The sequence below is a fragment of the Desulforhabdus amnigena genome, from assembly GCF_027925305.1.
In the GTDB taxonomy this organism is placed as follows: domain Bacteria; phylum Desulfobacterota; class Syntrophobacteria; order Syntrophobacterales; family Syntrophobacteraceae; genus Desulforhabdus; species Desulforhabdus amnigena.
The window spans coordinates 383,568-407,209 of sequence record NZ_BSDR01000001.1 but is presented as its reverse complement, the minus strand read 5'-3'; the positions used below and the strand labels follow the sequence as shown (position 1 = coordinate 407,209).

The 23,642-nt window shown below is 49.0% G+C and carries 21 protein-coding genes; 11 read left to right on the top strand and 10 right to left on the bottom strand.

Translation table 11 applies throughout. The features are described from left to right. The first annotated feature begins 194 nt into the window (after positions 1-194). Positions 195-1,811 carry a DEAD/DEAH box helicase gene (locus QMG16_RS01895; RefSeq protein ID WP_281791970.1) on the top strand — a complete coding sequence of 539 codons (1,617 nt, stop codon included), beginning with the start codon at positions 195-197 and terminating at the stop codon, positions 1,809-1,811. Positions 1,812-1,858: 47 nt separating this feature from the next. Here the strand turns inward: QMG16_RS01895 and sppA are convergent, their stop codons facing one another. Then, positions 1,859-2,863: a signal peptide peptidase SppA gene (gene sppA / locus QMG16_RS01890; RefSeq protein WP_281791969.1), complete on the bottom strand. Its 1,005-nt coding sequence runs from the start codon at positions 2,861-2,863 to the stop codon at positions 1,859-1,861. Between the two features lie 513 nt (positions 2,864-3,376). Here sppA and QMG16_RS01885 point away from each other — a divergent pair. Continuing rightward, positions 3,377-4,480, top strand: a complete 1,104-nt coding sequence (locus QMG16_RS01885) for a 3-deoxy-7-phosphoheptulonate synthase (RefSeq protein ID WP_281791968.1) — start codon at positions 3,377-3,379, stop codon at positions 4,478-4,480. Between the two features lie 126 nt (positions 4,481-4,606). On the opposite strand, the gene QMG16_RS01880 is transcribed toward QMG16_RS01885, so the two are convergent. The 5 genes from QMG16_RS01880 to QMG16_RS01860 form a co-directional block, all read right to left on the bottom strand. After that, positions 4,607-6,556 (bottom strand): ASKHA domain-containing protein, encoded by a 1,950-nt coding sequence (locus QMG16_RS01880; RefSeq protein ID WP_281791967.1) that lies wholly within the window; start codon positions 6,554-6,556, stop codon positions 4,607-4,609. Positions 6,557-6,892: 336 nt separating this feature from the next. Then, on the bottom strand, positions 6,893-7,447 hold the full coding sequence (locus tag QMG16_RS01875; protein WP_281791966.1) for a flavodoxin family protein: 555 nt from the start codon (positions 7,445-7,447) through the stop codon (positions 6,893-6,895). Positions 7,448-8,000: 553 nt separating this feature from the next. Continuing rightward, positions 8,001-8,720 (bottom strand): thioredoxin-dependent peroxiredoxin, encoded by a 720-nt coding sequence (gene prxU, locus QMG16_RS01870; protein WP_281791965.1) that lies wholly within the window; start codon positions 8,718-8,720, stop codon positions 8,001-8,003. Between the two features lie 430 nt (positions 8,721-9,150). Beyond that, complete coding sequence (locus QMG16_RS01865; protein WP_281791964.1) at positions 9,151-9,744, bottom strand: EF-hand domain-containing protein; 594 nt, start codon at positions 9,742-9,744, stop codon at positions 9,151-9,153. 75 nt (positions 9,745-9,819) lie between these two features. Next, the gene (locus QMG16_RS01860) at positions 9,820-10,044 is read right to left on the bottom strand and encodes a hypothetical protein (RefSeq protein ID WP_281791963.1); all 225 of its coding nucleotides are present in this window, start codon (positions 10,042-10,044) and stop codon (positions 9,820-9,822) included. Positions 10,045-10,336: 292 nt separating this feature from the next. Between QMG16_RS01860 and QMG16_RS01855 the strand changes: the two genes are divergently transcribed. Further along, complete coding sequence (locus QMG16_RS01855) at positions 10,337-11,809, top strand: ATP-binding protein (protein WP_281791962.1); 1,473 nt, start codon at positions 10,337-10,339, stop codon at positions 11,807-11,809. A gap of 28 nt (positions 11,810-11,837) precedes the next feature. Further along, positions 11,838-12,518, top strand: a complete 681-nt coding sequence (locus tag QMG16_RS01850; RefSeq protein ID WP_281791961.1) for a response regulator — start codon at positions 11,838-11,840, stop codon at positions 12,516-12,518. 92 nt (positions 12,519-12,610) lie between these two features. On the opposite strand, the gene QMG16_RS01845 is transcribed toward QMG16_RS01850, so the two are convergent. Next, positions 12,611-13,081, bottom strand: coding sequence for a PaaI family thioesterase (locus tag QMG16_RS01845; RefSeq protein ID WP_281791960.1), 471 nt, complete (start codon positions 13,079-13,081; stop codon positions 12,611-12,613). A gap of 461 nt (positions 13,082-13,542) precedes the next feature. Here QMG16_RS01845 and QMG16_RS01840 point away from each other — a divergent pair, with 461 nt between their 5' ends. Together QMG16_RS01840 and QMG16_RS01835 are read left to right on the top strand one after the other, a co-directional pair. Then, positions 13,543-14,280 (top strand): FadR/GntR family transcriptional regulator, encoded by a 738-nt coding sequence (locus QMG16_RS01840; RefSeq protein WP_281791959.1) that lies wholly within the window; start codon positions 13,543-13,545, stop codon positions 14,278-14,280. Between the two features lie 212 nt (positions 14,281-14,492). Further along, complete coding sequence (locus QMG16_RS01835) at positions 14,493-15,290, top strand: sulfite exporter TauE/SafE family protein (RefSeq protein ID WP_281791958.1); 798 nt, start codon at positions 14,493-14,495, stop codon at positions 15,288-15,290. 216 nt (positions 15,291-15,506) lie between these two features. Here the strand turns inward: QMG16_RS01835 and QMG16_RS01830 are convergent, their stop codons facing one another. Beyond that, complete coding sequence (locus QMG16_RS01830; protein WP_281791957.1) at positions 15,507-15,908, bottom strand: response regulator; 402 nt, start codon at positions 15,906-15,908, stop codon at positions 15,507-15,509. 853 nt (positions 15,909-16,761) lie between these two features. On the opposite strand from QMG16_RS01830, the gene QMG16_RS01825 reads away from it, so the two are divergent. From QMG16_RS01825 to QMG16_RS01805, 5 genes are all read left to right on the top strand, one after another. Then, on the top strand, positions 16,762-17,955 hold the full coding sequence (locus QMG16_RS01825) for an ABC transporter substrate-binding protein (RefSeq protein WP_281791956.1): 1,194 nt from the start codon (positions 16,762-16,764) through the stop codon (positions 17,953-17,955). Positions 17,956-18,036: 81 nt separating this feature from the next. Further along, the gene (locus QMG16_RS01820) at positions 18,037-18,912 is read left to right on the top strand and encodes a branched-chain amino acid ABC transporter permease (protein WP_281791955.1); all 876 of its coding nucleotides are present in this window, start codon (positions 18,037-18,039) and stop codon (positions 18,910-18,912) included. Between the two features lie 13 nt (positions 18,913-18,925). Continuing rightward, positions 18,926-19,906: a branched-chain amino acid ABC transporter permease gene (locus QMG16_RS01815; protein ID WP_281791954.1), complete on the top strand. Its 981-nt coding sequence runs from the start codon at positions 18,926-18,928 to the stop codon at positions 19,904-19,906. Positions 19,907-19,908: 2 nt separating this feature from the next. Then, a complete protein-coding gene (locus QMG16_RS01810; RefSeq protein ID WP_281791953.1) occupies positions 19,909-20,622 on the top strand; it encodes an ABC transporter ATP-binding protein in 714 nt (237 codons plus the stop codon). Positions 20,623-20,626: 4 nt separating this feature from the next. Continuing rightward, positions 20,627-21,331 (top strand): ABC transporter ATP-binding protein, encoded by a 705-nt coding sequence (locus QMG16_RS01805; RefSeq protein ID WP_281791952.1) that lies wholly within the window; start codon positions 20,627-20,629, stop codon positions 21,329-21,331. 319 nt (positions 21,332-21,650) lie between these two features. Here the strand turns inward: QMG16_RS01805 and QMG16_RS01800 are convergent, their stop codons facing one another. Both QMG16_RS01800 and rlmN read right to left on the bottom strand, forming a co-directional pair. Next, the gene (locus QMG16_RS01800; protein WP_281791951.1) at positions 21,651-22,331 is read right to left on the bottom strand and encodes a CBS and ACT domain-containing protein; all 681 of its coding nucleotides are present in this window, start codon (positions 22,329-22,331) and stop codon (positions 21,651-21,653) included. 34 nt (positions 22,332-22,365) lie between these two features. Further along, the gene (gene rlmN, locus QMG16_RS01795) at positions 22,366-23,409 is read right to left on the bottom strand and encodes a dual-specificity RNA methyltransferase RlmN (RefSeq protein WP_281791950.1); all 1,044 of its coding nucleotides are present in this window, start codon (positions 23,407-23,409) and stop codon (positions 22,366-22,368) included. Positions 23,410-23,642 lie beyond the last annotated feature (233 nt).

The following is a 23,642-nucleotide window of genomic DNA, read 5'->3' as shown; positions in this document are numbered from 1 at the left end:
GACCATTCCCTCCTGACCGTCTCTCATCATCCGTTCCCCCCGCCATGAAATACTTTTGCAAGGAAGTTCTATTGCCTCGGCATATTGATTCATCCATGGAAGACGGGTATGAACGGAGCGCATTGTCTAAAGAGCATTCATCATTTGCAATAAAAATCGGCGAAAACCGCCACATGATACGAAAAGAAGAAAATATGCAAAAATTTAAAGACTTGGGCCTTTCCGAAAAAAACCTTCGTGCTCTTCGCGCAAAGGGTTTTGAAGAACCGACAGAAATCCAGAACATGGCCATTCCTCTTCTCCTCCAAAACGAGATAGACATCATCGCCCAGGCTCAGACGGGCACGGGCAAAACGGCGGCCTTCGCTCTGCCACTCATTGAAAGAGTAAAACCGGATTCGAGGAAAACGCAGGCGATCATCCTGGCGCCAACCCGCGAACTCGTGATCCAGGTTTGCGAGGAAATCATTTCCTTGAAGGGTGAAAGCAATCTATCCGTGGCGCCCATATATGGCGGTCAAGCCATTGAACTGCAGCTCAAAAAACTGAGGCAGGGGGTCTCTATCATTGTGGGAACTCCCGGCCGGGTCCTCGACCACATCAACCGGGGGAGCCTGGATCTGGATGAAGTTCAGTACTTTATTCTCGATGAGGCGGACGAAATGCTCAATATGGGTTTTATCGAGGATATCGAAAAAATATTCGGATACACTCCAGAATATAAGCGCGTGCTTCTGTTGTCCGCCACCATGCCGGACCGCATCAAAAAGCTCGCCGAAAAATACATGGGAAATTATACCCATCTCAAAACCCGGACAGAGCCGACCACAGACCTTACGGATCAGGTCTACTTTGAAGTGGCTAGACAGGACAAGCTGGAAGCTTTGAGCAGAATCATTGACATGGAAAGCGATTTTTATGGGATGGTTTTCTGCAGAACCAAGATAGAAGTAGACGAACTGGCAACGAAACTGATCGAAAGAAATTATCCCGCCGATGCGCTGCATGGAGATATTTCCCAATCGCAAAGGGAAAAGATCCTTGGCAAGTTCAGAAAGCAGCAACTGTCCATACTTGTAGCAACGGATGTCGCCGCACGCGGTATCGATGTGAACAATCTGACTCATGTCATCAATTATTCTCTTCCGGAAAATCCCGAGGCGTATATTCACCGTATCGGAAGAACGGGCAGAGCCGGCAAGCAGGGAACAGCCATAACCTTTATAACGCCGGATGAATTCAAGAGGCTCGGCTTCATTAAGCGGATCGCCAAGGCTGTCATCCGCAAAGAAGACGTACCGAAAGTGAGCCAGATTGTCGATGCTAGAAAAAAGCGAATCACCAACGATATCCTAACTGTTGCAGAGAACAACGAAATCGGCGAATACAGACAATGGGCAAGGGAGTTGATTTCTGAAAATCCTGCTGAAGATATTGTGGCTGCCATCCTCAAATATTCCTTCGGCAAAACTTTGGATGCGAGCAATTACCGGAAAATGACGCCCATCAAAACCAGGAAGAGTAATGTGAAAGGTAAGGCGCATGTTGGGGAACAGGGCAAAACGCGCCTCTTCATTGCCAGAGGGAAAAACACGAAAACGACAAAAGAAAACCTTCTGACGTTTATCGAGAAAAAGGCCGGAACCGCTCGAAGTATGATTGAAAACATTGAAATACAAGATACCTGTTCTTTTATCACCGTCCCATGTTCTGAAGCTGAGTTCATTCTCAAGAAATTCAAAAAAAGCAAAGCCGGAAAAGAATCCGTTGTAAAAGTAGCAAGACCGGCCAGGAAGAGTGTGAAAAAGTAGATTTGAGAAATGATACAGGGAAAACTCCGAATGTTTTCATTATATGATCAGTCGGATTGCCCCGGAAGCCACAGGTAATAGAACCCGCTGCGAAAAGGGGGAATGGATTCCACCAAATCCAGCTGGATCAGGTTTATATCCGGCATCCCTCTTTTGCTGCTGGAGGTGTTGTAGAAGTTATCGTCGGCATATTCACTCCGGCGGTACACCACAACCCTGGCGTCTTCTGGAAGTCCCGCCATCCTGATGGTTTCAAGGATTGCATCATCCAGATATCCGATGCGATCCACCAACCCAAGGCGCAAGGCATCCGAAGCGGTGTAGATACGTGCGGAAGCGATATCTTTTTTCGCTTCGTCGCTGAGTTTTCGACGCTCGTCCACGAGAGAAAGAAATCTCCCCGCAAGATCGTCAACCAGCCCCTGAACAATCTTCTGCTCTTCCGGCGTAGCCTTTCGGAACGGAGATCCCATGTCTTTGTTCCTTCCCGATTTATCTATCTGTACTTCCAAACCCATCTTATCCATGAGTCCCGATACATTGGGCTGTAAAAAGACAACGCCTATCGAACCGGTGATCGAAGTGGGATGCGCCATAACGAGGTCCGCGGACAGCGAGATGTAATACCCACCGGAGGCCGCCACTCCCATCATGACCGCAATCAATTTTACCCCGCTGCGTTCCTTGAATTTCAGGATTTCATGGTACAAGATATCGCTTGCCGTGACTGATCCCCCCGGTGAATCAATTTTCAAAAGGACCGCCTTGATATCTTCGTCTTTTTCCGCCCGTTTCAAGTGAGCCACCACTTCCTGAACCATGCCGACTTTGCGATACAAAGGCAAGTTCCTGGGACTGTCGGAAATGAAACCCTTGATCGGGATGATCAGTATTTTTTGTTTACCGCTTCCCTGCAAAGTGTACTCTTTGAGGGGCTCGGCACCATCTGGAAAGAGTGTGATTTTTGGTTTGATGCAGCCGGAACAGACCAGGAAACTCGTCAGGGAAAAAACGAAAAACAGACTTTGGAAGGCTCTGAAAAAATGACTCATAGATCCTCTCACACACTCCATTTGTGACACATGAAAAAGTACACCGAAAAGAGCCCGATGAAGTAACGACACCACTCTACCATCAAAGAAAAGAATCATCAAAAAAATGGTCCCAGCATAATGGGCTGCATATCGGGCAAAATAGGTGAAACTTGATCTCAACGCGCTTTCACTTCGATGGGGTCAAGGAAGTCAAAGAAAAGGATTGGAAATTTGCTGCAAATGATGAGAAAATTCTTGACAACATCGACATATTTGTCTATCTATTTTTAAAATAGTTAACTTTATAGAAAGATTATTTTATGGTACAGCTCATTTTCAGCGGACTTTTTGGTTATTATTATTTTTATTATTATACCACTCGTCTGCCTGAGGTGCGCTGAAACACACGACTCCAAAAAATAAACAAGCCGCAGGCAGCCAAAGAGCCCGCGGCTTTTTTTTATTTCGAAAAAACCGTAGGGCAGAGGTCTTACGGTTTTTTTATTTTTTGGTCTGAAAAGGAAAATGACAATGAAACCAACCCACGACATCAACGTTAAAGAATTCATTCCCCTCATTTCTCCAAACGCATTGAAAGATGAATTGCCCATGACGGAAAAAGCCCACCAGACAGTAGTTGAGGGGCGTGAAGTGATCCAGAAAATCCTGCGGAAAGAAGATCCGCGGCTTCTGGTGATTGTGGGACCCTGTTCGATTCATGATGAAAAGGCTGCCCTGGAATATGCCGAACGGCTCAACGCCCTCAAAGAAAGTGTCAAGGACACAATCTACCTGGTGATGCGCGTTTACTTTGAGAAACCGAGGACGACCGTGGGATGGAAGGGTTTGATCAACGACCCCTGGCTTGACGGATCCTGTGATATCGTTTCTGGATTGCGCAAAGCGCGCAGCCTGCTTCTGAAAATCACCGAAATGGGCCTGCCGACCGCCAGCGAGATGCTCGATCCCATTACACCGCAATACATTGCAGGGTTGGTTTGCTGGGCTACTATTGGCGCGCGGACGACCGAATCCCAAACGCACCGGGAAATGGCGAGCGGTCTTTCCATGCCCGTAGGATTTAAAAACTGCACGGACGGAGGCCTTGCAACCGCCCTGAATGCCATGATCGCCGCCAGCTCGCCTCAGAGTTTCCTGGGCATGGATGAGAATGGTCAAACAAGCATCGTCAAGACCACCGGCAACCCATACACACACATCGTTTTGCGCGGCGGCCGCCGTCCCAATTATGATTCGGTCAGCATCCAGGAAGCTCTCAACCTCTTGAGGGAAAAGGGACTCCCCGAGACTATCGTGGTCGATTGTTCCCACGCCAATTCGAGGAAAAAACACCAGATCCAGGCAATGGTCTGGCAGGATGTCATCAATCAACGCATCGACGGCAATGACTCGCTGATCGGTTTGATGCTCGAAAGCAACCTCTACGAAGGCAATCAGAAGAACAAAGGAAATCTGGAAGAGATGCAGTACGGAGTTTCCATTACGGATGCGTGTATTTCCTGGGAAACTACCGAACACCTGATCAGAAGTGCTCATGAGCAACTGCTTCGACACTCCCATGGAATAGACAGGAGTGACGGATCAGCGACTTTCAGCCGCTACAAAGTTGCCTGATTCCATGCCGAGCAACTCATCTGCGGGATGGTTGCTCGGAAAAAAAAATTCATTCCAAAACAGGGTCACCATACACAGGACGCCCTCTTCTTCCCGCTCAAAAAAAGGCAGGATGACGGTTTCGATCTAGCGCAGAAACCTTCTGCGGGCACTCATGCGCGCTTTGAGCTTGGGAAAATGGTTGATTTCCGTGTGGGGCAGGAAGAGTGATGCCACATAGCGGTTCATGAAGGAAGGCGTCTCCGACAGCTCGAAATTAGTCATTTTCTTCGTCACCTCCACGACATCCCTGCGAATGCGGTTGGTGAGAGAGCTCATGCGACACCCCATGAGCGAGCCGTTGCCGATAAAAGTGATCTTTTCGGGGTCCGTTTCCGGAAGGAGCCCAATAACCATGGCCTTTTCGAGATCAATGTAGCTGCCGAAGCCCCCCGCCAAGACGATTTTATCGACATCCTCAAAGCGCAGACCGACCTCTTCCAGCAAGGTCTGGAAACCACTGAAAATGGCCCCTTTGGCCCGAATGAGGTTGTCTATATCGTTTTCGCTGATGGTAATATCCCGATCAATCTGTGTTTCATCAGCCCAGACGAGAACATATTCACAGACGCCATCGGCTTCACGCACCCGATCGGTCTTCAGATTCACATGGAATTTTCCCCGACTGTCGATGATGCCCATTTCAAAGAATGTGGCTACAATGGTAATGAGTCCCGAACCGCAGATTCCCTTCGGTCGAACATTGCCGATGGTCACCAGCATCGGTTCAAGGGAGACAGGGTCCACTGAAAAATCCTCAATTGCCCCTTTGGCCGCACGCATACCGAATTTGATCCCTCCACCTTCAAAGGCGGGGCCGGCCGAACAGGCAGCGCAGGCGAACCAGTCCTTGTTTCCCACAACGATTTCGGCATTGGTGCCGATATCCAAATAAAGAGTGACCTCTTCTGTCCGGTACAGACCGGCGCCCATCACTCCAGCGACGATATCCCCACCCACATAAGAAGAAATGGCGGGGTAGACAAGCGCCGTGACATGATCCCCCAATTCCAGACCCAAATCCACAGCATTGATGGGGGGATACAGGGTTGAGGCGGGAACGTAGGGGGCAAAGCGAATGTAGCGGGGATTTATTTTGAGCAGCAACTGTGTCATCGTGGTATTGCCAGCCAGCGTGATGCTCGAAATCTCGTCGAGCTCAACCTTCGCCTCTTTGACGATCCGTCGGATGATGGTATTGATGGTGGCCACAACTACCTGATGCAGCTTATCGAGCCCTCCTGGTCTTTCGGCAAAGACGATACGGCTGAGCACATCTTCCCCGTAGCTGATTTGGCCATTGAATTCCCCGTGCTGAGCCACAACCTCACCGCTTATAAGATCGATCAATTGCCCATAAACCGTTGTGGTACCGATATCCATGGCTATGGCGAAATTTCGGTTCGTCGTGTCGCCCGGTTCAATATTGATGATATGGGTTTTGCGGCCTTCGTGCACCGGCCGGGCAAGGGTGGCGGTTACCTTGAATGCGGAGTTTCTCAGGGTATCGGGGATCTTGCGTATCACCGGAAGCCTGGCCACGAGCCGATGTTCATTGTATTTGGCCTTGAGAAAATTGATGAGCCGGGTGACATCCGGCAGACGATCCTGGTCATTGGGCGGGGGAAGTTCCAGGTAGCGCTTCTCTACAGGGGGAATGAACAGTCCCTGATCCTTCAGTTCCTCGAAATCGACCTGATGAATGCGGGCAGTCTTACGGGGAGTGGCAAATTTATTCAGGACCCCCGCATCGACTTCGGATTCAACAGGGATTCGCACGACCAGATCGCTTCGAATCCTGCTTTGGCATGCCAGCCGATACCCTTTGGCCAGGTCATCAGCACTGAGCTTTTCCGTAATGCCGCCCTCAACGGTTCCACTCTCGATCAAAACTCGACACTTGCCACATACACCGGCGCCACCACACGATGCATTGATATGGACACCGGCTTCCATGGCCGTACGAAGGAGATTGTCGCCGTCGGCCACAGTTATCGCCTTGTTAAAGGGCTGAAAGATCACTTTGTATTCACACATCGGGCATTTCCTTTCCGGTTGTTTCCCCATCTATACGACCCATTTGGGAAAGCCGTCATCTGTTGATGCGTCTTGTGGAGTAAGCCTGCAAATCCGGGGATATTCAGCCTTCAAATGAAAAGCATCAAGATGAATCCAATGTTTATCCCTTCATCTTACAAACCGGATTCCTGTATTGGCAAAGCACCACTTTATAATGGCGAACGAAAACCCTACTTTGAATGTGCTTGAGAGAGACAGTCCGATGGAGAAGATCCGAGATTCATGAAATCAACATGTTCAACAGGCGATGGGAGACATGGCGGTAGCATGATTTGCGCCATGAGCAATGCAGAGTCAGGCCACTAGGCTTTTCCCGATCTCTCTTGCCCTTTCCAGTACCTCTTTTTGATCGAGAATGTCATCTTTTTTTCGCATCCCATGAGCAACAACCCTTCCCCTGACATCGTAATACATAAATGAAAACAGCTTTTCGAGATAATCGAAATAGAATTTAAAGGATTGCGGATCCGGATTTCCTTGCGTGAAAGCCAACACCAAATCCTTCTTCCCATTTAGGCGGGAGGAAAAATCAGGCTTGACAAATACCACGAGACGGTCCATTAGCATTTTTGTTTGAGCGGTCACCTGCCACATATATATAGGCGAACCCAATACGATGGCATCGGAAGCTTGTATTTCATCGTAGAGTATCGTCATTTCGTCTTGGATCACACAAATACCGCTCTCCCTGCAGCCGATGCACCCCCTACAAGGCGAGATATTCATTTTTGAAATTTTGTAAAACCGGGTGTCGGCGCCTTTTTGAGCAGCGCCGGCCAAAATGGCTCTTACCAGCTTTTCAGTGTTTCCGTCTTCCCTTGGACTCCCTTCAATTCCGATAACCTTCATCGTGACTCCCCTCGGTATCGATTCTATTTCTCTATGGGTTTTTCGACAATTTTTTTTAAAAGATAACATCCCATGCCGGATATAGCAGGTCAAAAAACGCATAGAATTTAGTGCTCATATTATATGCCATTGTAGATATTGAATAATACATTTTTTTGATTAAAAAAGAGGCAACCTTCAGGCTGAACTTGACGAAAAAGCCGGCGAAAAAAGGGAATATATGTCTATCTTCCGATAAAGAATATAGTGGTTCGGGAATGGATTGTTTTGAAATCAGGGGCAAGATCGGCACCGTAAGACCTGAAAAAGCTTTTCATACCGCTGGGTGAACAGCGGGCAGGATCGCCATTGAAAAGGCGATGGAATGGATTGAAATAGCGAGACTGAGCAACAGGCCCTGCAGCTGTCATCCTCACCAGAAACATGCGGAAAAGACGGCTGCAGGGATTCGCAAGCTACTTACCACACAGAAAAATCTTTTTAAGTCAATCAGCAAAAACAGGAATTCGGATTTTGCTTTTATTTTTCGTTGAGGCCGCTCCGGTCATGGCGGTTAATCGAAGGCCATACGAGTTTTCCAGACTTCCCAAACCTTACCGACGAGATCCGGGCCCGGTTTCAGAGTAAGTTTCCCAGGCCTCCATCCCGATGGTGTGGCTTCCTTACCCTTACTCTCTCTCACTACCTGGAAGGCTTGCACCTGTCTTATGGATTCTTCGACATTCCGTCCCACCGGAGGAGTAAGAACCTCGAATCCCTGAACTACTCCCTCAGGATCGATGATGAACCTTCCACGCGTTTCGACACCGGCATCTTCATCGAAAACACCAAAAACTTTTCCAACCCTTCCTCCCGCATCCGAAAGCATGGGGAAAGGGATACCCCCTTCCACCATTTTGGAAAGCTCGTTATCGTCCCACATCTTATGAACGAAAACACTGTCGATGCTCATGGAAAGGATTTCCACGCCCAGCTTCTGAAATTCCGCATACTTTTCGGCAACTGCCGAAAGTTCAGTGGCTCAGACGAAGGTGAAATCACCCGGGTAGAAGCACAACAAAACCCATTTTCCAAGATATTCCGAAAGTTTTACCGACACGAACTTCCCCTGCTGATACGCCGGGGCGACAAAATCTGGCGCTTTCTTTCCGACTCGTATCATGGATACAACCTCCCTGACAGGTGTGATGTCTTTCTCCGATTGTTCGTGGATTGCCTCCCCCACCGGACCTCCGGTTGGTCGTGCACAACCGACTTCCATCTCCTCGCCCATAACAGCCTCCTTTCTTAGTCAATGCCATTAGAATATTCTATACTTTATGTGCAATAATATCGAAATATTCAATGAAATCCAGACAAAAGGCCTCTTTATTTTTATCTTCCTCAAAGAAACCAGCATGTTAATATATATGAACAATTAACAATCCGGCCTGCATGTCGGCGCCAAGTTCCATATTCCGTTATTCTGGAACACCACGGAAAAAGTCATGCTCCCGCCTGGAAGTTTTTGAAGCCCCCCCTTTGAAGGGGGGCGATGGAAAATCATTGGGGTCTGTCGGAGAGACCCCAATGGAGGAGAAAAATCAGGGATAAAGAAGCCTTTTCTTATGCCTTAACGAGATTCAATTCCTCAAGATCTCATGTCAGGATAGAACCCCGAACTGTATTTTGTGGTAGACACTCACATGAGAATCCCCTGAGACTCATTGGTTATTGGAGTTGTCTCCAACGGCACCGCGGTGAGGCTTCCGGGGCACCTCACTTTCATCGATAAAGCCGTCGCCGTTTTTGTCCAGGCTGGTAAAACGTTCATCGGGGCCGCGGAACTCCTCTTTCGATATTTTTCCATCCGAATTCGTGTCGAAACGTTTGATGAAATTGCCGCCTCTTTTACCACACCGATGCTGCATTCGAGAAATCTCTTCGGAATCGATGTAACCGTCGCTGTTTTTGTCCATTCGAGCAAAACGATCGTCATGCCCGGAAAATTCCTCACGAGACACCTTCCCGTCACCGTCTTTGTCGAATTTTTGGATAAATCTTCCCTTGCCGGGAGCCTCTCCGGCATCTACGACGTCATCCCCATTGGTATCCAACCTGGTGAACGCTTCCTCACGACTGGGGAATTCCTCCCGAGAGACCTTTCCGTCGCCATCCTTGTCGAAATTTTGAATGAACCTGTCTCCCGCTTTTGGAGGGGCGGTGTTTTCCTGGGAGTAGCCGTTTGCAGGGATAAAAAACATCATTCCTGCGAAGAGCAAAGTCCAGCCGGCCTTTGATAAACTTATTGTTTTCATTATCTTATCTCCTTTTTTTGACAATCTATTTCCATTCTCGAATTCTAAAATTCTTTTTTTGAAATGTGCATGAAATCAGAAGGCGCTTTGATAATAGACGACCATGGCTGTAGCCACGACAATCACACCCATGACGGTGAGAAAAGCCTCCTTCAAGGTGTTTTTTACATTACCCGGTTGGTCCACAGTATCCCCTGCAGCACTCTTTTCGCAACTCACACCCTCGCCAAACACCTCGAAGGACTCTTGAGCCGACGGAACCGAAACGCTTGCTCCCCCAAGGTTCTTTCTTCGATTCATAGCAGTCTCCTCTAATCTTGTCAGACTTCAACCGCCTCATTTCATAGAAAATCTCAACCCTGAAATGTGTGCATGAATTAACATTCAATTGTGGAGAAACTATGAAGGAAAGATGTGAAGATTGTGGGATCGATCGATTGTGTGGAAAGGATGAAGAAGCGGTGTGATTAATGTGAAGATTCATGAATTCTTTGAAATAGAAGTTATATTTCATTAGTCTATTGCAGTGATGCGTTCGAGACAATGTTACGGACCATAGAATACGGCGTATGGGAATGGGAGAAATCGATAAGTGAAACTTAAGCTGGCACATAAAATTTTCGGCGCTTTTTTATTGACATCCTTGATGATTGTGGCTCTGATGGTTGGAATCATGCGTTTCTATGTTGAACAAAATTTTGAAGAATTTGTGAATAAAATGGAATTGGAAAAACTTGACCATATTGTCAAGATTTTGAGCGAAGAATATGAGAAGCACCACAGTTGGAATTCATTGAGGGAAAATCATCAGCTTTGGCTGGAGAAGCTTCGATTGGGAGAGGAGAAAGAAGATTTCAACAATCTGGAAGGTCCTCCGGGGCCTCCGTACCGCCAGCGACCTCATGACGACGCATACGTTGCCATGCAGAACTTCAGGAGGAATCCGGCCCCCCCCAGAGACCCGCTCAGGATCATCTTTCGGCTTTCCCTTTTCGATACTCAGGAACGCCTGGTGGCTGGAAGACCTTCTGTGCTTTCATCAAGCAAGCATACCCTTCGCGAGATCACCCTGGATGGAAGGAATATCGGCTGGCTGGCGCTCGAGAAACGAGATCGATTGTCCCACCCTCTCGCCATCGCCTTCATAAAAAAACAAACCCAGGGGTTCTTCATTACGGGAGGCGGTATTCTATTGCTCGCAGCCATCGTCTCGTTTCTCCTCTCCAAGCACCTTCTGGCTCCCATCCGACAACTTACTGTCGGCACTCAGGCCCTGACATCCCTCAAATTCGATACACGCATCCAGGTGCACACCAGCGATGAACTCGGACAATTGGCAAATGACTTCAATCTCATGGCGCAAACCCTGGAAAAATATGAACTCATGCGAAAACAATGGATTTCCGATATTTCCCATGAACTTCGAACCCCTCTCTCCGTCCTGCGGGGAGAAATCGAAGCCATGCAGGATGGCGTGCGTCAGGTGACGGAAGATTCTCTTGATTCGCTCCATACGGAAGCGTTACATCTTGCAAAGATCGTAGAAGACCTCCATGAACTCTCTCTGGCGGATAGCGGCTCGTTGCATTTGAACAAGAAACCGGTACATCCGCTGAGAGTGTTAAAAGACGTTTTAAGACTTTTCGAAACCAGGCTCATGCAATCACAAATCACAGTTCATGACGAACTGCCGGAAGAAGATGACTTCATGATACAGGGGGATAGAGACCGCCTGTCGCAGCTCTATTCCAACTTGATTGAAAATACCCTTCGCTATACTGATTCTCCGGGAACCCTGCTCGTCTGGCGGGAACGAAAGGGAAACCGGGTGACCCTCTATCTCGAGGATTCGGGTCCCGGGGTTCCTCAAGAGTCTCTTGGCCGCTTGTTCGATCGACTCTACCGGGTCGACGCATCCAGGACCCGCGGCAAAGGCGGAAGCGGGCTGGGGCTCGCCATCTGCAAAACGATCGCAGAGAGCCACGGTGCAGAGATCAGTGCAGCCAACGGAGCGTCAGGCGGTCTCAGGATCGAAATCGGGTTCCCGAATACTGCCTGTGCATAGCCAAAATGAAATCATGCAGGTTGAAACTATGACAAGTGCAAATATACTGATAGTGGAAGACGAAAAGAAAATAGTGGAACTTCTGCGGGATTACCTGGAAAAAGCTCAATACAAGGTATCCTCTCTCGAACGGGGGGACGAAGCGGTGTCTCATGTCAAGAAGAGTGCACCCGACCTGATCTTGCTCGACATCATGCTTCCGGGAATGGACGGGATGGAAGTCTGCCGGGAAATCCGCAGATTTTCTTCTGTTCCTATCATCATGTTGACGGCAAAGGTAGAGGAAGTGGACCGTCTGATAGGATTGGAACTCGGGGCTGATGATTATATTTGCAAGCCTTTCAGTCCCCGCGAGGTCGTTGCCCGGGTAAAAGCGGTGCTACGGAGAGCCAATACCGGCCCCATTATGGAAAAGATGGTCGTAGGGCCATTTATGCTGGATGATAAAACGCACCAAGTAGCCGTAAACGGCGAGAGCCTGGAGTTGACACCCAGTGAGTTCAGCCTGCTTAGAGTCTTGATGGCACATCCCACTCGCGTCTTTTCCCGAAACGAGCTCTTGAACCAGGTTCAGGGATATGACTTTGAAGGTTACGACCGCACCATCGACACGCATATAAAAAATTTGCGCAAGAAAATCGCTCAGAAACTTCCTAACCAGGATGTCATCACCACGGTTTACGGCATTGGGTACAAGTTCACCGTCTGATCCAAGCTGGCTCGATATGACGGGATTGCATGGATAGCGAAGTCTGATTCCACGTTTTCACATGGGCCGTGGAAAACCTGCCCTCATCGACTTCAACTCCCTTTGACATTGATTTCTTTAATAGTTTTGTCCCTTGCAATCTTGAAAACAGAACAAAATTCGAGAACGCATCTCCCCTCCTCGTTGTAAAGGGTTGCCCGGCCATCTATGGTCCTGCCTTCCCGGTGAATGACCTCTGCTCTCGCAGTCACAACACCCTGCTTCACAGGATATAGGAATTTAATTTCCATTGAAATCGTTGCAAAATGAGTCCCCTGGGGAAGAAGACTCTTGATGGCCATCACCACCGCTGTATCCGCCAGGCTGACCAACGCCCCCCCATGCATCAAGCCACCCCCCTGAGCAAAATCCAAAAGAAAAGGCATGGTGAGAGTGGCCTTTCCATTCTGGGCTTCAATAATTTCCAAATGCAATAACCGTTCGAAGGGGGCACAGCTGATCCAGCTCTCCAATTGAAACTGGTGAGGACCTGTAGATCCTCCTTTATGTTGTGTTTCACTCATGATTGCACTTTTCAAAACTCGATCCCTTTCCCACACAATGTCACGTTCCCGGTACTATTATCAGAATTCCCCCTCCCGTTTCAAGCGTTCCAAAGCCGACAGAGAGGACAGGTCATCCAACAAAAAATCAACAGATAGGGGAAAATGCCCCCCGGCCGGAACTCCTCGAAAAGAAAAGCAAGCCCACTCTCCAATGATCCGCACTCCAGAACTGAAAGCAAACAAACACGCTACACCTTCAAATCTGGACAAAATTGGTTCTACCTTTAGAAAAACACATCAACACTCGACTGAAGACAAGCTATTGTAAATAGAGAACACATCCAGATTATAAAAAAACGTCCTTAAAAAATGCCTTGAAAAATCGAAACGGACTTGTTATTGGTAGAACCAATAATGACAGACAATGGCAATATGCCGGAACTTTTCAATGCCAACACGGCGAAAAATTGGATATACCAATGGAAATTCAGTGTGTCCAACCCAAAGAGGACAGGAGTCCTCCGGATAAGCCTGTTTCGAAGAAAAAGTATCTTTACAAAGATATTGTGGAACAGATTCAGGAAATGATCCAGAAGGGAGATCTCAAGATAGGAGATAAGATTCCCCCTGAGAGGACTCTCGCAGAAACCTTCAGGGTCTCCCGCAACTGTGTGAGGCAAGCCGTGCAGGCCCTTTCGGAAAAAGGCATCCTTGAAAGCCGCCGCGGAGATGGAACTTACGTCTGCGCAGTGGATCCTTCTCTTTTGGTGGACCCTTTTGCCTTTGTCATTCACGCCGAAAAGGACCGATTACGGGATATCCTCGAGTTTAGGCTGCTTTTGGAACCTCAGGTAGCCTACCTCGCTGCGAAGAATATTACCCTGGAAGAACTCGACCGTCTGAAGATCATCGTCTGCGATCAGGAAAGAAAGATTTTGGCAGGAGAGACGGATTCGGACCTGGATCAGACCTTCCACGAACAAATCATACAGGCATCCAAAAATAAAGTGGTTCAGGAAGTATTCAATACAATAAATGAAATTTTAAACGAGAGTCGTTCAGAATTCTTGCAAAGCGGCAGTAGAAGAAAGGCTTCCGTTGTGGGACATCTGAAAATTATCGATGCATTGGAAAGTAGAGATCCGGATATGGCATATCAGGCAATGAAAGAACATATCCTGAGAGTGGAAAAGACCGTATTCGAACCTGATACATAGGAAGATTCCGAACAGGCATCCCCAGCTCTGTGAGCTGTTTTGGCAAAGAACGCATTAGGTCTACCTGAAACTCGTTTGAAATGCAGGACTGAAATCTCTTTTCAGTAAATGCCGTCCGTCAAAGTCTTTCTTCGAAAAAGAGAGCCCTGGGGGACTGAAACTGAGCAGTGCTTTTCGCCCGGAGACATCATGTTATTTAGAAGGAGCCTCTCATGCTGTCCGTTATCATGATTTACCTCGTTGTCGGCGTAATTGCCGGAATACTCGCCGGCCTGCTAGGAATTGGCGGAGGACTGATTATTGTCCCCATGGTGGTTTTATGTCTGACCTGGCAAAAAATTCCCAATGAACTCGTCATGCATTTGGCCTTAGGGACTTCCATGGCCAGTATCATTTTTACTTCCGTCTCCAGCTTCTGGGCCCACCACAAAAGAGGGGCAGTTCAGTGGCTTGTGGTCCAACGCATTGTCCCCGGCATTTTGCTCGGTACATTTCTGGGTTCTTGCGTGGCAGCTCGCCTATCCACCAACTTCTTGAAGGCCTTTTTCGTCGTTTTTCTCTATTATGTGGCGGCTCAAATGCTGACCAACCGAAAACCCAAGCCTTCGCGGGAACTCCCGGGAAACCTCGGCATGTTCGGCGTGGGCAATGTGATTGGGGGAGTTTCCAGCCTGGTGGGCATCGGAGGCGGCACCCTCTCGGTCCCCTTCATGATGTGGTGCAACCTGCCAGTACACAAGGCCATCGGAACTTCGGCCGCCATTGGCTTCCCCATCGCCATTGCCGGAACGGTCGGGTACATCTACAACGGCATACACACATCGGGCTTGCCGGGCTACTCTCTCGGATATATCTATCTCCCCGCCCTGGCTGGAATTGTGGCTGCCAGCGTGCTGACGGCACCCCTGGGCGTGAAGCTCGCTCATAGCCTTCCGGTTCCGAAACTCAAACGTGTCTTCGCCTTTCTGCTCCTTGTCGTGGGAACCCGCATGTTGATCAGCCTTTTTTAGAGGACACTCGGATGCAACGGCTACAAAAAAGCCGGGCATCCTGAACACTGTCCAGGATGCCCGGCTTCGCTCTCGGATTCGCCCCTTCTACATTTGCTTTTCACAAGGCCGTGCATTTCCTGGGTATCCACTTCTGACCGTGGAGTGTTGGAAAGCCGGCCCACCGATTTTCAGGCGTGCAAATACGCCCGTTCGAGGGACAATGCCAGGGCTCTTTCATGCCTTATCAAGAGTTTCTCGAATCGCATCAAGCATTTCATGTATTCTGTAGGGTTTTTTGATGGAAGTCACCCATCTGCTTTCCACAAATTTTCCCAGGAGATCGTAGTTGGAATGGCCGCTTGAGACAATCACCTTTACTTTGGGGTTCACATGCCGAACTTCCTCCAGAAATCTTTTGCCCCCCATTCCCGGCATGATCATATCGAGAATGATCAAATCTACCTGATCCCTCTTCCGACAGTAGAGTTCCAGGCCCATCTCCGCATTAGCCGCTGTCAAGACTGTATAACCAGCCTTGGACAACAACTCTTCACCCAACTGCCGGATCAAGTCCTCATCATCCACCAGTAGTATGGTTTCCTTTCCACCCCTCAACATACCGTTTTTCTCAACCACTGATTTCTCTTCCACAGTTGCAGCTACACGATTCCTGTCCAACGACACATTCGCCGCCATTCAACGATAAAACTATCGCCTTCGGGCGTGGCATCTCTTGCTCTGGCGACCAGGTTCAATCACGACCCGCTCCGTCTGCAATGGATATGCACCTGCTTATGTAAAAATCATCGTACAAACATTATTCCATGTCAATCATCATGAAAAATGCGCGGCAAAAACTTTTAGGGCTGCTTGATTTCCCAACGGACGAGTTTAAATCTTCACGCCAACTGAGTCATGTACCTTTATTTTACGCTCAAACCAACCATTTTTTTGAGGAAGCGGTTCGTTTCCAGGCTTCCCCAAAACCCCAAACTCAATTTCTATATCTTATTCTTCTCAGAAAGAGATTCTTCGGCTATTATGTTTTCCGATCTCGTTTCCCCGGCTCATCTAAAACCTGCAGGGCTGTACGCCCTGCATAGATCTTTGACAAACTGATCCAGTCGCGAAAAAACGTTCTTCATTGCTCTTCATCCCCTTTGTTCCGCCATACGTATCCTCACTCCAATACCAAGAAGCTCAGCAGGAACGCGTATCTGAGATTGCCGATTCCCCTCTCTTCACAGCTCCGTAAAATTGCGCTTTATCAGATTGAGTCAAAGCTTTGTGGCCAGTGCACATCAATGACGCTTACGGAAAAATAATTTCATCCCTGGTTCCGCAGGATTGAAGAATATTTTGGTATGCCGAATCATGTCCATGGGGTCATTTGATCGTTCCATGGGGAAACGGGATGCAGCGGAGCCTTATGCAGTAAGAAAAGGCAGTGTTTCAGTGGGGCTAACAATTCATGAGATGGAGGAGTAAAATGAAAAAATTGATGTTTGCACTTATGGTCTTTTGCCTGTCTATGGTCTCAGTCTCTGTACCGGTATGGGCTGAAGAAACAATAAAAGTCGGTATTATCCTTCCTCTCACTGGAGGTCAGGCGGCGTTTGGAGAAATTGAAAAGAACTCTTTTGAGCTGGCTTTGGAAGAGATCAACGCCGCGGGCGGCATCAACGGGAAAAAACTCGAACTGCTTTTTGAAGACGACACGGGAAAGCCGGAGGTCGCACGTTCAGCTGCGGAAAAGCTCATCAATAAAGACAAGGTGGTCATGCTCGGTGGTGGTTACGGCAGTTCAGAAACTTTTGCCATTGCAGGAGTAGCTCAGCAAAACCGCATTCCTTTTTTGATAAATACGGGGTCTGCCGACAAGATCACAGAACAAAAATGGGATTACGTTTTTCGACTGAATCAACCGGTAAGCGATTATTCCCTGGGGTTGGAAACTTTCCTGGCTTCAGTGGTTCAACCCAAGACGGCGGCAATTCTTTTCGAGGACAGTGCCTTTGGCAGCGGTGGAGCAAAAACTTTTCAGGAAACGTGTGATCGAATGGGAATCAAGGTCGTCCTGTCGGAAGGTTATTCCAAAGGCGGCATGGATTTCAAACCGCTTCTGGTGAAAGTCAAGGAAGCCAACCCGGACCTGATCTACATGATTTCTTATGTTATGGACGCTGCGCTCTTGATGACCCAATCCATGGAACTGCGAATCATGCCGAAACTGTTTGTAGGTGGAGGAGCGGGTTTCACTTTGCCCGAGTTCAGCAAGAATGCCGGCAAAGCGGCTGAAATGGTCTTTTCTGCAACCCTCTGGTACCAGACGCTCCCTTACCCCGGAGCCATGGAATACTATGAAAAATTTGTAAAGAAATTCGGCAAGGACACGGAATACCACGGTGCAGAAGCCTATTCAGCGGCTTACGTCATCGCCGACACCCTCAAGCGCACCAAGTCCATGGACCCCAAGGATGTTCGTGACGCTCTCGCCGCGACAGACATGAAGACTGTCTTCGGTCCGGTAAAATTTGTTACCGACGGCAAAAAAATCAACCAAAACAAGTTGCCCACCTATCTGGTTCAATGGAGCAACGGCAAACTGGAGCTGGTCTGGCCTAAGGATGTGGCATCCAAAGCATACGTTTATCCCATCGAATGGGAAAAAGTTTGGAAATAGAGAATTTCCTGACAGGGGGTGCAACCTTGGGGCTGCGCCCCTACAGTTTCTTTCTCTTATGAGAGGAGAGGATAATACTTTATGGAAGTCCTGGTCCAAACTCTCGTATCAGGCATTCTCATTGGCGGAATCTATGCCCTCATTGGACTTGGAATGACGCTGATCATGGGAGTCATGAAAATCATCAATCTAGCGCACGGTCAATTGATGATGGTTGCAATGTATGTCACCTATGTACTTTTTGAACATTTTCAACTGGATCCTTATTTTTCGCTCCTCATAGCGATGCCGACCCTTTTTGTGATCGGCGCCCTCATACAAAAATACCTCCTCAACCCCTTGATCAAGGTAGAATCCATCCTCCCGGAAAATCAGGTCCTCATGACGGTGGGAATCGGCATGGTATTGACGGAAATCGTCCGATTCCTTTTTCATTCCGATTACAGGTCCGTGAAAACACCTTACAGTACGGCGGCCATCTACATTCAAGGCATTTCTTTCAACGTTCCCATGATCGTCGCCTTCGGCATTGCCGTTTTATTGAGTGCGGCACTCTTTTTCTTTCTCCTGAAGACCGATCTCGGCAAGTCGGTGAGAGCCACCGCTCAAAACAAGGATGCCGCTATCATCATGGGAATCAATGCCGAGTGGATCACGATTCTCACCTATGGTTTGGGCTCCGCCCTCGTGGCTGCGGCAGGCACCCTGCTTCTCCCCATCTTTTATCTTTTCCCCGATATCGGAGGTCCGTTCACCCTCAAGGCTTTTGTCATCACCATGCTCGGCGGTATGGGAAGCACGGTGGGAGCCATAGTGGGAGGTGTGGTGCTGGGCATTGCAGAGTCGCTGGGGGCCACTTACATCTCCATGGCACTAAAGGATGCCGTAGCCATGGTGATCTTTGTCCTGGTTCTCATCTTCTTGCCGGGTGGTCTGAAAACTCTGACTAAAATTTAGCGGGGGAACTGTCATGAAATTACCGCGTTGGTCAACGCTCGTCAGTATCGTGGTGCTGCTTTTATTCCCGCTGTTGGTCCCATCCGACTATTACCGGCATATTTTCATCATCGCACTGATGTGGGTGGTGATCGGATCTTCCTGGAACCTGCTGGCCGGCTTCACGGGGCAGGTTTCATTCGGCCACGCCATTTTTTTCGGAACGGGGGCCTACACGGCGGGTTTGTGTGCCTCAAAACTGGGGATTTCCGCCTGGTGGGGAATGCTTCTGGGAGGCCCTGTGGCCTTGCTCGTCGGCTGCGTCATCGGCTGGATCTGCTTCCGGCTGCGCGGCCCCTACTTCGCCCTGGCAACCATCGCCATCGGAGAAATTTTCCGGCTGGTCGCTACTGACTGGAGGAGCTTGACGGAAGGAATGGAAGGAATCCTCATCATTCAGACCTTTCGGAGCAAAATCCCTTATTATTATCTGGCTCTTTTTCTGGCTGGAGCTTGTGTTTTCGTCATTGATCGCATCATGCAATCCAAATGGGGATACTATTTTATCGCCATTCGGGAGGATCAGGACTCGGCCGAAGCCATTGGGATAAGTTCTTTCCGCTACAAGAGCCTTTCTCTCATGGTCAGTTCCTTTTTTACCGGCCTGGCCGGGGCTCTATATATGAACTACATGGCCTTCATTGATCCTCATGTAGTTTTTGCCCTGCACGACATATCCATCATGGCCATCCTCGTTGGGATTATCGGAGGTGTGGGAACCCTTTGGGGACCACCGGCGGGAGCTTTCATCATGGTTCTTCTGCAGGAAACCTTCAGAAGTTCCTTTTTCGGTTTGCTTCCTTCATGGGTAAGTGAATCGCATGTTCTCGTCTTTGGCCTGCTGGTCATTTTCGTGATCCGATTCATGGCGAACGGCCTCGTGGGGGATTGGCCCAAAATCCAGCAACTCTGGTCCAGGAGCAAACAAACGCTCCCAGCAAATGGCGGGAATTGACTATGAAATTCTTCGAAACGCGTCATCTCACAAAACACTTCGGCGGCTTGACGGCCGTCAACGACATAAATTTCGAAGTAGAAAAAGGCGAGATCTACGGGCTGATCGGACCGAACGGCTCCGGCAAGACCACTCTTTTCAACCTCATCACGGGCTACCATCCCAGCAGTTCCGGGGAGATTCTCTTTCAAGGACAACCGATTCACCGCCTCTCCACATGGAAAATCTGCAAGCTGGGAATCGGGAGAACCTTTCAGATCGCCAAGCCATTGCGACGAATGACAGTGCTGGAAAATGTCATGACTTCCGCTTTCAACCGAGCGCCCAAAAAATCCGAAGCCATGGAGAAGGCCATGGAAGTCCTGGAATTTTGTGAACTGGCTTCCAAAAAGGACAACTCCGCAAAGGGCCTCACCATCGGCGACCGCAAGCGGCTTGAAATCGCCCGGGCCCTGGCCACAGCTCCCGAACTGTTGCTCCTGGATGAGACGATGGCCGGCCTTACTCCCCAGGAACAGACAGCTGGAGCTGAACTCATTAGAAAAATTCGTGATTCGGGCATAACCATTATCATCGTGGAGCACATCATGCACGTCATCATGAATATCTGCGATCGTTTGCTCTGCATCAACTACGGCCAGGAAATCGCTCGCGGGACTCCTGCGGAAGTCGCCAATAACCAAGCCGTAATTGAAGCATATCTGGGAAAGGAATAAAAATATGCTACGGGTAGAACATGTCGATGCAGGTTATGGCGACGTTCAAGTATTATGGGATGTATCTTTCAAAGTGGACGCTGGTGAATTTGCCGTTCTGGTAGGAGCCAACGGTGCCGGAAAATCCACTATTATGAAGACCATTTCCAATCTGGTTCAACCCAGCAGGGGTGAGATCTGGTTTGAAGAAACGCGGCTCAATGGAATCCCTCCAAACCGCATTATAGATCTCGGAATTGCCCATGTGCCCGAGGGGCGTCAGCTCTTTCCTGAAATGACCGTGCGTGAAAATTTGGAACTCGGGTCGCTTACCGCCAGGGCAAAGTCACACCGAAAGCAGTCGATGGAATGGGTCATGGAACTCTTTCCCCGCCTTAGAGAACGTCAAAAGCAGCTGGCGGGAACCCTCTCGGGTGGAGAGCAGCAAATGTGCGCCATCGCTCGAGGACTCATGTCCCGACCCAAAATGGTGCTCTTCGACGAACCGTCTTTGGGACTCTCACCCCTTCTCACGCAGGATATTTTCAGACTGACGCATCAAATCCACCAAGAAGGCTTGACAATCCTCATGGTGGAGCAAAATGTCAAGCAGACTCTGACCATCTGTGACAGAGCCTATGTACTGACCAACGGCAAAATCGTCATGGAAGGTAAAGGGAGGGAACTCTTGGAAAACCAGGAAGTGAAAGAAGCTTTCCTCGGCATATGAAACTTCGGAGTGTGTCTTTTCAAAGCACCTCCATATCCGCCATGCACTACTCATAAGGGAGTGAGTCGCTCTTGAAATCTCCATTTACCACGGAGGCACAGAGATCCCGAAGGAATCCCATAAGAATTCCAAAATCTCCTCCGTGCCTTCCGTGTCTCAGTAGTAAATAACAGGATATTAGAATCCGCCAACTCCCTAAAAATCTTTCCTCACCGGCATCTGCAGATTGCGCAGATGCCGCAGAAAGGGAAAGTGGTCGGTTTTTTTGAACTCTCCGCACTCTCCATGCCCTCAGTGGTAAAAGGTTGCCCTCATACCATCAACTGTAGATTTCCCGCTTGTTTTCCCGATGATCTACCATGTAAAGCATCGTCGCAGCCTGCTTCAGTTCTTCTTTCAATTGCTCCATGCGTTCCCTTTCAATGTCGTAGGCCCTCACATAAACCCTCCTGAAGCCTGCAGGGGCACTTTCGTAAGTCCCCAAAACGCTCGCAATGCGCCCCCCGTAACTGCGAATGATATCCGTGACGTCCTTTATGGAACCCGGACGGTCCTCTATTTGAAGAGCGAATTGAATCCCCTTCTTGCCGAAGCCGCTCAGAGAAATGAGCACTTTCAAGAGATCGTCACGAGTGATGATTCCGACCAGCCGGCCTTTTTCGTCAACCACAGGAGCACCGGATATTTTCTTTTCGATGAGAAGCAAAGCGGCCTCTTCCACAGTGAAATCGAAAGGAATCGTAATAATCTCCTTTGTCATGATGTCTTTGACTTTGACTTTAGAGATCAGATAGAGGAGTTCGTGAACATCCAGGGAAGTCGCATCTGAAGCCGAAGCTCTTTTGAGATCCGTATTGGAGAGGACCCCTACCAATTTTCCCTTTCTCAAGACAGGCAGCATACGAATCTTATGTTCCCTGATGAGACTGATTGCTTGTGACATGGAGTCGTCGGCATCGATCGTTATGACGCTTTTGCTCATCCAATTCTTCACCAACATGGTATGTCCCCTTTTTGTAAATGCCTCAGTGTTTTCATACTTTCCCATGAATGCCTTCCGCCAACAACGCCCCAAGCTGACCACAGGCGGCCATGATGCTCTGCCCTCGTGGCTGACGCAGGCACACAAACAGCTTTTCCTCGGCTAGCCATCCGCAGAATCGGAGCACCTCTTCGGGAGATGGCGGAGCATATGTTGTTGAGCCCCCTGCATTGTAAGCAATCACATTGACGCGGACAGGAAGCCCTTCAAGGTATTGAGCCAGCCTTTTCGCATCATCGCGCGAGTCGTTTATGGCTTTCAGGAGGACATATTCGACAAAAATGACGCCTCCCCTTCCGAGGGGAAATGCCTGCAGTTCCTTCTTCAGGCAGGCAAGAGGAAACCTTCGATTGATGGGCATCAGATGACTACGCAAGCCGTCTTCTGCAGCATTGAGCGATACGGCAAGGCGCAGCCTGGGCAGGTGAAAACCTGCAAGCCTCCGAATGCCATCCACATGTCCCGAAGTGGAAATGGTAATATGGCTAAAGGCTATATCGAGTCCGCGCTGATCATTCATAACCAGCACTGCCTGCATGACGTTTTCAAAATTATCCAGGGGCTCTCCCATGCCCATGAATACAATATTATCGATGCGGCAGTTTAAAACAAATCGGGCGGCATAAACCTGCCAAACGATTTCTTCAGCGGTTAGACTTCGCAAAAAACCCATCCCGCCCGTAACACAAAACCTGCATCCCATCCGGCACCCGACCTGGGACGAAACACAAAGTGTGGTGCGGCCCTGTGCAGGAATGATGACGGATTCAATGGAATGGCCATCGCCAAGCAACGAGGCAAACTTGGTGACCCCGTCTTCCAGTTTTTCAGTGATCCGGCAGGAAGGCAGACGGACATCTTCATTGAGTTGCCGTGTAAATGAAATGGACCTTGAGAATTCCGGTGCCTCAGAAAACGAAGTGTTGCCCTTTTTGAAAACCTCCCGGTAGAGCGCTGCGGCATGATAGATGCCTTTGCCGTAGCGCCGGCTCATTTCATCCGCAAGTTCTTTGCAGGTCAATCCAAAAACATTCAATCCCGTCACCTCTGAATATTCGAAGGAGAATGCCGTCTTTTGAAATTCATTTTATAGCCTGATAAACACAGCCATCCGCCGCAGCGGTCCTGGCGAGCAAGGAGACAAAGCGAGTTCCGGAATCGGCCATTCTTCCCTTCTGCGGCATCTGCGGATATTTTATACAGGAAGGCTAAGAAATTATCTCTAAATTCGCTCACACCGTCACCCTGGCGGAAGCCAGAGTCCAGCCC